Source organism: Paracoccus sigandri (assembly GCF_003709565.1).
GTDB classification, from domain to species: Bacteria; Pseudomonadota; Alphaproteobacteria; order Rhodobacterales; family Rhodobacteraceae; genus Paracoccus; species Paracoccus siganidrum.
Window position 1 is genome coordinate 16,880 of the sequence record NZ_QNRC01000034.1, and the last position, 9,931, is coordinate 26,810.

Annotated in this window: 11 protein-coding genes; 1 reads left to right on the forward strand and 10 read right to left on the reverse strand. The window is 62.9% G+C overall.

Annotated features, from left to right (window positions below; translation table 11 throughout):
• From C9E82_RS20370 to C9E82_RS24225, 8 genes are all read right to left on the reverse strand, one after another.
• Nucleotides 1-1,974: a UvrD-helicase domain-containing protein gene (locus C9E82_RS20370; protein WP_119898135.1), complete on the reverse strand. Its 1,974-nt coding sequence runs from the start codon at nucleotides 1,972-1,974 to the stop codon at nucleotides 1-3.
• Nucleotides 1,971-4,205, reverse strand: coding sequence for an AAA family ATPase (locus tag C9E82_RS20375; protein ID WP_119898150.1), 2,235 nt, complete (start codon nucleotides 4,203-4,205; stop codon nucleotides 1,971-1,973). Before C9E82_RS20375 ends, C9E82_RS20370 begins: the two co-directional genes overlap by 4 nt.
• A 450-nt stretch (nucleotides 4,206-4,655) precedes the next feature.
• Nucleotides 4,656-4,982, reverse strand: a complete 327-nt coding sequence (locus C9E82_RS25135) for a GNAT family N-acetyltransferase (RefSeq protein WP_276312092.1) — start codon at nucleotides 4,980-4,982, stop codon at nucleotides 4,656-4,658.
• A gap of 3 nt (nucleotides 4,983-4,985) precedes the next feature.
• Complete coding sequence (locus C9E82_RS25140; RefSeq protein ID WP_240643527.1) at nucleotides 4,986-5,153, reverse strand: hypothetical protein; 168 nt, start codon at nucleotides 5,151-5,153, stop codon at nucleotides 4,986-4,988.
• 8 nt (nucleotides 5,154-5,161) lie between these two features.
• Entirely contained in the window at nucleotides 5,162-5,425 is a 264-nt protein-coding gene (locus C9E82_RS20385) for a YjhX family toxin (protein ID WP_116221548.1), read from the reverse strand.
• Between the two features lie 326 nt (nucleotides 5,426-5,751).
• Nucleotides 5,752-7,188 (reverse strand): DUF6880 family protein, encoded by a 1,437-nt coding sequence (locus C9E82_RS20390; protein ID WP_119898134.1) that lies wholly within the window; start codon nucleotides 7,186-7,188, stop codon nucleotides 5,752-5,754.
• A gap of 184 nt (nucleotides 7,189-7,372) precedes the next feature.
• A complete protein-coding gene (locus C9E82_RS20395) occupies nucleotides 7,373-8,104 on the reverse strand; it encodes a class I SAM-dependent methyltransferase (RefSeq protein ID WP_119898133.1) in 732 nt (243 codons plus the stop codon).
• Nucleotides 8,105-8,173: 69 nt separating this feature from the next.
• On the reverse strand, nucleotides 8,174-8,434 hold the full coding sequence (locus C9E82_RS24225) for a hypothetical protein (protein WP_147304493.1): 261 nt from the start codon (nucleotides 8,432-8,434) through the stop codon (nucleotides 8,174-8,176).
• Between C9E82_RS24225 and C9E82_RS24655 the strand changes: the two genes are divergently transcribed.
• Nucleotides 8,433-8,648 (forward strand): hypothetical protein, encoded by a 216-nt coding sequence (locus tag C9E82_RS24655; RefSeq protein WP_183154123.1) that lies wholly within the window; start codon nucleotides 8,433-8,435, stop codon nucleotides 8,646-8,648. The two genes, C9E82_RS24225 and C9E82_RS24655, sit on opposite strands and share 2 nt — an antisense overlap.
• 68 nt (nucleotides 8,649-8,716) lie before the next feature.
• Here the strand turns inward: C9E82_RS24655 and C9E82_RS20400 are convergent, their stop codons facing one another.
• Together C9E82_RS20400 and C9E82_RS20405 are read right to left on the reverse strand one after the other, a co-directional pair.
• Nucleotides 8,717-9,304 (reverse strand): TetR/AcrR family transcriptional regulator, encoded by a 588-nt coding sequence (locus C9E82_RS20400; RefSeq protein ID WP_119898132.1) that lies wholly within the window; start codon nucleotides 9,302-9,304, stop codon nucleotides 8,717-8,719.
• A 2-nt stretch (nucleotides 9,305-9,306) separates the two neighbouring features.
• Entirely contained in the window at nucleotides 9,307-9,768 is a 462-nt protein-coding gene (locus tag C9E82_RS20405) for a MaoC family dehydratase (protein WP_119898131.1), read from the reverse strand.
• Nucleotides 9,769-9,931 lie beyond the last annotated feature (163 nt).

Here is a 9,931-nt window from a genome sequence, read left to right on the forward strand (position 1 = left end):
TCAGCGCCGCAATGCAGTTTCCTGATAGGTCCCGTCGGTCGCAGCCATCACGATCTCGTCCTCGACCATCCATCCGTTGGAAATCAGAAACCTGCGGATCGTGTCGGGGGCCTCGGAATATAGCACAAGCGCGAGGCTCTCTTCTGCGCGAGTACAGGTGACATAGAGCAAGCGGCGGGTGCGCTCGATCGTGGTTTCCTCACCCGCGCTCGCCTTTTTCCGGGAGTCGTCGCTTAGGGGTTTCACGCCAAACAGCGTCTCATACGAGGCAAGGCCTTTGAAGCGTGTATGGACGTCGTCGGCGATCACCATGACCCGGGGAAATTCGAGCCCCTTGACCCCTTGGTGGGTGCCATAGGGGCTGCGGTCTTCGACATAGGCGAGGTAGCGCTCCACCTGGGAAAACGGGGCCTCAAGCGCCTGTGTCCAGGCCTCGGTGACGGTGGTTTCGGTGGTTGGTGTGGCCTCGGGCGCAGTCAAGTCCTGCACGTCAAAAGTGGGACCAAGCTCGGCAAGAATGTCTGCCATGTCCTGGGTCACGGGACTGTCGTCAGGTAAACAGGGCCGAAGCTGGTCGGGGATCGGGAACAGCCGGTGCTCGGCCACGACCGCTAACACTTCGGCACAACTCGGATCTCGTTCGTCCTTAAATAGCGTCATCAACGCTGCAACGCCCGCCCGCGCCACGTCGAGGCCAGTCACCTGGCCCCCGCGCCCCGTCCGGATACCTCTCTTATCGACCAGCGGTGAGCCGTCGCGCAGCACCGCCATTGCGGCAAAGGCATCCCCATTCCTTTGTGCCGTTACCAAAGGTAAGATCCGGTGGGTGAAAAGCCGCATCGCGGGCAAGGTGCCATCGCGAAACCCGTCCTTGAGCTTGTCGGGTTTGCTCAGGGGCTCAAACAGTTCACTAAAACTAAGACGCGCGGCGGCCATGTGACGCTCGATTGTGAGGGTCTTGATCGCCTCCGCGTTCTGCCACGCGGCGTCTCCGGTGATGCGGGCCATCTCCGCCCGGGTGGAGGCTTCAAAGCCTGCGCGATCCGTGCCCTCGCTTGGCGCAAGAAAGACGCGCACGGTGCCACCCGGTTTGTCCTCGCGCGCCCGCTGCTGGCGGCCATCATCGTCGCGCCGGATCGCATTAGCCAGGTCCACGATCCGCGCGCGGCTGCGGTGGTTCATCTGTTTGGCCGGCTGCGCGAAATCCCCCACCCGTTGGTCGAGATCGCGCAAACCATCGGTGTAAATGCGCTGCATCGTGTCCCCGAGCAACCCTAGGGCAATGCGGCCGCGATGGCGCGCCTCGAAGGTCAAAAGCGCCTCCATCAATGGTTTCATCGTGTCCTGGCTCTCGTCGATCAGGATGAACGGGTAGCGCGCCAGAACGATGTTCTGGAACGTCTCGCTTTCAGTCAGGAAATGCGCGGCGAGCGCAATGACCTCGGTATGTTGCAGCGCATCGCGGCCAAAATTGTCCCCCACGGGCGCGTAGGTGAAGGCGCGGATCTCGGCCAGGCGCTCCAGCCGCTTTGTCTTGGAGGCCATCTTCTTGACGCGTTTGTCATGGGCGTCGGTGCCCGCCCGGCCCTTCGCATGGGCTGCCTGGATCTCGGCAATTTCTGTCTGCAAGCGGCTCTCCAGCCAGCCCCTAATATCCGCCGTGCGCTCCTCGATGAGCGACCAAGCGAAGCTGTGGATGGTCTGCACCTGAAACACCGGATCAGCCTTGACGCGGCGCGTGATCTCATCTGCGGCGGCGTTGGTATAGGTAATCACGGCGACCTTGCGGCTGTGCTTGCGCAAGGTGGTCAGGGTCTGTGTGTCCAACCCCTCCAGTGCCTGCTTCAGAGAGCGCGTCTTGCCCGATCCCGCCCCGGCAAAGAGAAAGAAGCTGCGCGGCTGATCGAGGGACAGGCACGCGCGGATCGTCGCGTCAGCGCCAGCGTCGCGGGTGGCGTCTGTCACGTCTGTCACAACGCGCCCTCCCCGCTCTTCAGCTGGCTTGCGAGCCAGGTAAGGCCGGTGTCGATATATGGCGGCGCGCGCAACGTCTTGATGTCTTTGATGTAAAGAAGATCCAAAGCAAAGGCAGCTTTGTCCGGGGACTTTCTTAGCCTTTCAAAAAGTGACTTCGCGAGGTCTTGAGGCGTGGGCGCGGTGGAGATGAACTCCGCAAAGGCACGGGTCATGCGGCAAGCCAGCTCGGCCTCTCCGGCTTCCTTCACCGCCTCCTTATTGGCGAGAGCAATAGCATCCTCGAAGGTGCTGGGCGTGATGTCCTTGGTCTGACCACCCTGCGTCACAGTTTGCGGGGTCTGGTAGCTGACAGCGATGGGGCGGTCGGGGGCGGTGTGACACACGGCCTTTGGGGGAGGGGCTAAAAGCAAGTCGATCTCCGCCAGCTTTGGGAGCCAAGCCTTTAGCACGTGGTTTGCGGTGGTTTGAGCGGTCCCGTAGCAAGGCAGGGCCGATTCTTTGACGACCTTACCGCCTTTATCAACCTCTGCCATCGCGTCTAGGTCGGTGATGATCAGTGTCGGCAGCCCTAGCGCCTCGATCAGAGGCCGCAACCGATGCGCGTGACTGCCCCCCAGTTCAAGGAAGGAAAGGTAGGCCGCAGCCAAGTCAAGGTAGTGATGTTGGATCAGGTGCGGCAGCAGGATCCGCTCTGCAGCACCCTCGATCACGATGATAGCGTCGGCGAAGAACAGATCGAAATGGGTGCTCAACAGATAGCGAGTCACGAAGCGTTGGGTTAGTGTGTCCCCGCCAAAGAGTCCCGTCATATTCGCCACAGCGGCAGTGGGCACAACTCCTTGACCTGGCAGCTCGCGCTTGAAATAGCGCAGCTCCTCAAACGCTGCGGCGTGCGCGATATGGCCCGAATGGGTACTTACGACCAGCTGCGTGGTAAAGGCCGAGTCCTCCTTCTTCAGATCGTCATGGTTACGCAGTACCTTGTGGGCCCTGGCCATGAAGACCTGTTGTACCTGAACATGCAGATGCGCTTCCGGCTCCTCGATCAGCACCAGTTGCAAGGGTTCGATGCCCCTGTCGTCCGAGGTCACCGCCTGTGATTTGAACTTGCCTACCTGCATCCAGTCATCCCGGAAACGCATGAGCTGAAACACCATGGAGATTAGGTTCTGGAAGCCCAGACCGTTGTAGCTTTCGGGCAGCTTCACCCCGGATGTGCCGCCCGAGATATCGTATTGTACAGCCGCAGGGTGATCGAGTCCGTCAATGGGTTTGATCTGCGTAGCAATGAAGAGCTTTGGATTGTTGAGTCCGCCGGGGTAGCCGAGCTTTTCGAGTTCCTCGATGGCATTGGCGAAGCCAGTCTTGAGACGGGCGTTAAAGGTGGTCTCGGCATCATGAATCGCCTCAAGCGCTTTGACGTCGTCCGACGTTGGTTCCGTTTCGGGGTCAATATGTTTGCGGAAATAGGGCTGTATCTGGCTTGCGATCTTGCGGCTAGCGGCATGGACGAGCTCACCATCATCGCCTTTCCCGTCACCGGCATCGGCGAACCCACGTTGCGCGTTAATCTCACGAATATGCAGGAGACCGGCAAATGGGTTGGGACCGATCCCCTCTGACAGGGGTGGCAGGGGCGGCGGAGACACTGCTCCAGACGCTGTAAAGCTTCCAGGGTCCAAAAGATGGGCGTTCAACTCGAACAGGTCCTTCAGGCGTTTGTCCAGAAATTCCCGAAAATCGCGCGGCCAAAGCGCAAAACCGTTGGCCGTTGCGCCATCCGGCTGCAGCGCCTCGGCGGCTCCGCGCGCGGCAAGGTAGCCCGCCTTGATGTCGGCCCCTTTCTTGGGCTCAAGGCGCAGACGTACGCCGAGCAGGCCGCCAGTCCAGGTAAGTGTGGGGATCAGATGCGCGACATGGTGGAGCTCTGACGTGTCCGCATGGAGCCAGACGTCGAGGAACGGAAGCTGGGCTAGGAGCGAGCTGAGATCCGCCTCGGCCTCCTGTGTCCAGGCGCCCGCGATCTGTTCGATCGCGGCCCAGTTTGAGGCTGTCACATCACGGGTGTCGATACCGCCGCGATCCTTGAGGAATTTGCGCAGCGCCTTCATGGCCGATGTCTTGCCGCTGTTGTTGGCCCCGACGAGTAGCGTCTGCTTATCCGACATGTCGAGGCGGGCGCCACGCAATTTGCGAAAATTGAAGACTTCAATGCGTGTAAGTTTCATAATATCGGTGTCCCCCTCGCAGGAATTGCTGCGCTGGTGTATGTATATATACTTGTCCTGCGGTTTTGTAGCCGTGCTCAACCGCCAGGGGCCCTGCCAGTCTTCACATGTCAGGCCATTCGCTTTGCGGGCTCACAGGGGGGCGGTGGAAATCGCATAGTGGGTGGTGGGCCTCTCACCGGCCTTGAGGCGCAACGCCGGAGGCCTTGGTGCCTAGTTTTTGGTCGCAGCCCGTCTTCCAGAGTGACGCGCTCTTGGATGCCCAAGGGCTCTCATGCTTTTGCAGCGAATGACGGCTTCCCGCCCTGCGGGCCTGGACGGCATCGGCGTGGTCGGCGCGCCTGCGGGCATTATCCACGCTGGCTGCGTCGCCGCCGGGCTGACCGCCATTGACGCTGACGCATAAGCACCAGGGCGGGCGGCGTCGCTGGTGGTGCCGCCCGCCGCGCCTCAGCTTTCGTAGAAGGCCGGTTGATAGGTCACGGCGCCCGAGGGCGAGACGGCGGCAAATGCCAGCGCCATGAAATACTCCGGCGGCACTCCTTCGAACGTCAGGCCCGGATCGACGGCAAAGCCGAAGCGCCGGTAATAGCCGGGATCGCCCAGCACCACGCAGCCCTGCGCCCCCATGTCGCGCAGCCGCGCCAACCCCTCGCGGATCAGGACACTGCCCGTGCCCTGCCCCTGCCGGTCGGGCCGCACCGAGACCGGACCAAGCCCGAACCAGCCCGCATCGCGACCGGCGATGGTCACGGGCGAGAAGGCGGCATGGCCGATGACCTAGCCGCCCTCCTCCGCGACCAGCGACAGGGTCAGCGTCCCCGCCGCCCTGAGGCCGTCGATGATCGCGCCTTCGGTGCCGGAACCATGCTCGGCCCCGGCGAAGGCCTCTTGCGTGATCTGGCGGATGGCGGCTGCGTCGGCCGGGGTTTCAAGGCGGATGTCCATGCTGGTCCTCATGATGTGCGGTTGTCGGGCTGCGAGCGGACCGCCCGGCGGCCCGTCCCCGAGATGCGGTAGGGGCCGGAGTTGCGCGACTCGATCAGCCGCTTTCGCCGCAGCCGCGAAATGATGTCGAGCGTGCAGCCCACCAGCAGCGACCCGTCATGGGTGAAGCAATCGGCCTCGATCAGCTTACCGTTGGATGCGCGCGTGTAGCGGATGAGACCGCCCTGCGCCAGCACGTGCAACACGCGCTGTTCGTCTTTCGAGATGTTCATGATGTTGCCTGTTCCAGAACCACAAAGCACCAGGCGAAGGAGCGCAAGCACTCGGCCCGGTTTGCGATCACCCCGGCATCCGGTGGCGATCAGTGGTTCTGCACAAGCTCCGACATCGACAATTCCCGGCTGGATTTAGGAACGAACCCATGGGTAATCGCTCTGCCATTGCGCGTCAAGAGAGCGGCCGCTGCATGCCGCCTCAATCGAATGGCTGAAACATTCCGTATGTCTTCCGGCTCAACCCGACCGCACCGCAACCGAATGGTATTCGAAATGCTGCGTTGCCACGTGAGTTCTGCCCGATCGGCAAAAATGGGCGAACCTCACCCATCGACCAGTTGCCAGAAGCCATATTTCCGCCCGTGTTTCTGCCTGAGTGCCGCGACGAACTGCTCATGTGCGGGAAAACCGCCGTGATCTTCGATGGCCGGTGCGCATGACCGGCATTCGGCAAGGTGGCGGGCGGCATAACGGTATCGCTTCGCTTTCCCGCCATCCAGGCTGTCCTGAATCATCGCCCGGCGCATCAGCGTGGCGGCAAGCGGATATCCGGCTTCAAGGGCGTCGGCCGCCGTCGAGAGCAGATGGTAGGCATTTCCGTCCAGTTCCTGCGCCCGCAGGATCACGATCCGGGCCGCGCGCTCGTGACTGGGCCAGCCCACAAGAAAGCCGATCGCGGCACCGAGATGGGGGTAGGTTTCGGCGAATTCGAGCGCCTTCTCTTCGGCCTCTACGTCATCGAAGTCCGGAAGCGATTTCAGGTATTTCCGCAGGCTGCGCTCGCTGAGAACCTGCTCGAACGTGTCCCACAGGTGCTTGCGCAGATCATCGTGCCTGCCCAGCTTCTCGAGACATTCCTCGTAGACCTCGTCGAGATCGTAGCGGAACATCCGAAACGGTTTGCCGTCTTCGGCGGCCCGGGCGCGAGCGACGATATCGAAGGCCTCGTCGATGCGGCCCGCATCGAGCAATCTGCGCGCGACATCGGGCGCGATGGTGCCGTAAGTCAGCTGCTCGGCGGAATACCGGGCCAAATAGGCATCGACATCGCCTTGTACGTCGGCGACATCCGCCAGGATGATCGACCTCGTGCCCTGCCTGTTGCGCAGGACGCTGTCTTCGGGGGAAGACGAAAAACCGAAGCCCCGGTATTTCGCCAACTCGTGCTCGCTGGGGCGCGACGACGCCCAATCCTCGGTGATCCGCTTGAGATGATCCAGTCCTTCCGGACCGAGGGCCTCTGCCGTCGCTGGGATGATCCCGTCGAATTCGCCATAGCCTGCGTCGGCCACCGCATCGAGGATTCGTTCCGCCAGCGCCCTGGGGTTCACGGATATCCTGGGCGACAGCTTCGAGATGGCGTCCACGGCTTCCCGCATGACATCGCCGACCGACCCATGGCTGTCGTCCGTGCGCTCATGAAGCAACGGGGCCAATTGCAGGAACGACCAGAGCAACTCGAACGCCTCGTCGGCATCATACGGCGCGACCCTGGTCTCGATCATTCCCAGCGACCCGCTGAGGTCCTTGACCAGTGCCCGCTGCCCGCTCCGGTCGACAAAGCCGGTCGAGCGTCGAAGCGACGCGAACCGCTTGCGGATATCGGCGGCCAACTCCTTCGGGCCCTGGGCGGCGCTGAGTTCCATCCTCGCGCGGCGTTGCAGGGCCGCACTCCCCTCCACCAGATCCATGACCAGTTCGGCGAGCTTTTCCGCCCCCAGCTTTCCGAGATTGGCTTTGTTCAGGGTTTTTCTCGACATGGTGGTGCTATGGGACTCTGCTTCCTGCGCTGCACCGCCGAGATTGCCTCACACATGCCGGTGCAACAAGCGCGCAAGGTCAGATCCAGAAAGCCCGACGGCCCCACAATCGCGCATGGAGCCTGGAAACCGGCCAAGGCCTGTGCGACGGCCGCCCAGGCAAGACCGCGGGCGGCGCAAGGAGTCATGTTCTGCGCGCGGCGACCAACAACATCATCGGCCGTTCCAGTTCCTCGGCCAGGGTGGGCATCTCGCCAATCTGTTCTGCTGTCGGCGCGAATTCCTCGACCCGGCGCAGCGCGAAGCCAGCGCCGATCAGCGTGTTGAGCGTGGTGGCCAGCGTCCGGTGATGCTTCAGCACGCCCTTGGCGAACCAGTCGGTGCGGCGCTCGCCCTCGACGGAATAGCCGTTGACCGGCCAGGTCTTGCGGCCATCCTCGTCCAGGGTCCAGTGCGGATGCGCTGCGGCCATAAAGATCGGATGTTCGATGGTGAAGATCAGATCGCCGCCGGGCGCCAGCGCCCTGTGGATCATACGGATCAGCTGGACGAAATCCGCAACATAGTGGAAGGTCAGGGCGCTGTAGACCAGATCGAACGCCGCCTCGGGCAGGTCGAGCGCCTCCAGATCGGCGATGCGGTAGTCGATGGCCGGGTCCGAAGTGTCCGCCCGCGCACGAGCGATCATGTTGCGCGACAGGTCGAACCCCGTGACCGAGGCCGCGCCCTGCTCGCGAAACCAGCGTGAAGCCCAGCCGAAGCCGCAGCCCAGATCGGCCACGCGCTTGTGGGCCACATCCGGCAGCAGGGCGCGGATCGCGGGCCATTCAGGCGCACCGTCCAGCCCATGCACCTGCCGGGGCAGTTGGCTGTAGCCCGCGAAGAAATCGGGATTGTCGTAGATGTTCTGTGCCATGCTCGCCCCCAAGCGTCGCGATGAACAGGACACGGTTCCGCGCCCCGCGCAACCGGGAAACCTGCGCCCTCAATCCGCCGAGGCATAAAGCAGCGCAATGTCGCGATGGTGCAGGGCGCAGGCATCTCCTTCGGATTTGACCACGGCGCGCTGCGGTTCCAGGACGATGACGCAGCCGTTCTTGAAACCGTATTGACGGTCGCCATTCGGCAGGCGCTGCTGGCGAGGCACCTCATCCATCGGCCTACCTTCGCCGGGCGCCTCCGGCACGCCTTCCGCACATCCGGCGAGCAGCAGTGTCACGCAAAGGGGCAACGTCATCATCCTCATGGCGGCTTTCCTGTCCAAGGCATCGCAACCGGCTCAACGCTCGCACAAGCTCAAGGGTTCGGCGCACCCTTTTTCCGACGAGCAACAGCTGTCGATTGCCGCACCGCGCAGGATACATGGCAACATCGCAGAAAACGGCAAAAAGCCCGCGCCAAGCATCCGCTTCAGCCCCCTGCCCCGCCGATATCCCGATCGACCCGGGGATGCCATTTGATTTCAGCACATAAGCGATCACTTCGAAGCCGTCGCGAGCGACGGCATCGCAGCCGATCATGGCCGTGCTCAGCTTTTCGCCACCGCCTCCACCACGGCCTTTCTGACGGCACCGACCCAGGGAACATCCCCTGCGGCCTCGCCCAGAACCCGGGCGCCGATCATGGCGGCGAAGAGGAGCAGAGCCTCGGGGTCGGGCGGTTCAGCGTCGGACGTCGTCCCATCCGGCGCGGAGCCGGCGGAAAAAGTTTCCAGCAGCGCCGCGGTGCCCTTGTCATAGGCCTCGCGCGCCGATGATCCGTCATCCTTTCCGGCCGCGTAGGGCGCGAAGGCGATGATGGGGCAATGCCGTTGCGGGTCGGGCCGCAGATACTGTTCGACCAGCCCCGCGCGCAATTCCTCCGCGGTCCGGCCGGTCTTGCCCAGGATCTTGCGCCACAGCGACAGCGCGTCGGCGAACGCAAAGGCACTCGCCTCCTCGACCAGCGCCTCCTTCGAGGCGAAATGCTTGTAGAAGCCGCCGACCGTCATGCCGGCGGCGGCCATGATGTCGGCGACCGAAACCGCCTCGACGCCGCGCTCGTGGAGCAGGCGACTGGCGATCTCCACGATCCTGGCGCGGTTCTGCAGCGCCTGCCCGGCCGAGGATCGTCCCATCGCTATGCTTCCTTCCTGAAGACCAGCAGCTTCGCCCTGAAGTCCTGCAATATCTCGTCCGCCTGGTTCAGCGTCACGCTATGGGCCAGGACCATAGCCCGATCGGGTCGCGAGCGCGATGGCCGGATCTCATCGATGCGGCTTTTCACCCGCAGGATGTCGCCCGGCCTTGTCGGGCGCGGCCAGGAAATTTCCCCGCCCGCCCCGATGATCCCGCAGGCAAAGGGCATGCTCTGGACCAGCAACCGCATGGTGATCGCCATGGTATGCCAGCCGCTGGCGGCGAGGCCCTGAAAGAAGCTCTGCCGTGCCGCCTCCGGGTCCAGGTGGAAAGGCTGGGGATCGAACTCACTGGCGAAGGCGACGATCTGTTCGGCATCGAGCGGATGCGCATCGCTCAGGAACTCCTGCCCGACCGTCAGATCGTCGAGCCAGAGCCGGGTTGGCGGTTCGTTGCTTTCCATGGGGCATTCCTTTCTCTGGCCGGGAATGTCCCGGCGGTGCGGTCTGGACGGGTCAATATAGATTATGATAATTATCTAATTTGACAAGCCCGTCCCGGATCCGATTCCCAGCCTCAGGAAAGCCATGCCGCCCGTCACATCCTCGCCCCGCAATCCATGGATC

Excerpts from the sequence above, each read along its gene's own strand:
- C9E82_RS20385 (WP_116221548.1), bottom strand. The coding sequence starts at position 5,425 with ATGAACATCTCGAAAGACGAACAGCGCGTGTTGCACGTGCTGGCGCAG.
- C9E82_RS20400 (WP_119898132.1), bottom strand. The coding sequence starts at position 9,304 with ATGGGACGATCCTCGGCCGGGCAGGCGCTGCAGAACCGCGCCAGGATC.
- C9E82_RS20390 (WP_119898134.1), bottom strand. The coding sequence starts at position 7,188 with ATGTCGAGAAAAACCCTGAACAAAGCCAATCTCGGAAAGCTGGGGGCG.
- C9E82_RS20395 (WP_119898133.1), bottom strand. The coding sequence starts at position 8,104 with ATGGCACAGAACATCTACGACAATCCCGATTTCTTCGCGGGCTACAGC.
- C9E82_RS20375 (WP_119898150.1), bottom strand. The coding sequence starts at position 4,205 with ATGAAACTTACACGCATTGAAGTCTTCAATTTTCGCAAATTGCGTGGC.
- C9E82_RS20405 (WP_119898131.1), bottom strand. The coding sequence starts at position 9,768 with ATGGAAAGCAACGAACCGCCAACCCGGCTCTGGCTCGACGATCTGACG.
- C9E82_RS25140 (WP_240643527.1), bottom strand. The coding sequence starts at position 5,153 with ATGGACATCCGCCTTGAAACCCCGGCCGACGCAGCCGCCATCCGCCAG.
- C9E82_RS24655 (WP_183154123.1), top strand. The coding sequence starts at position 8,433 with ATGGCGGCTTTCCTGTCCAAGGCATCGCAACCGGCTCAACGCTCGCAC.
- C9E82_RS24225 (WP_147304493.1), bottom strand. The coding sequence starts at position 8,434 with ATGAGGATGATGACGTTGCCCCTTTGCGTGACACTGCTGCTCGCCGGA.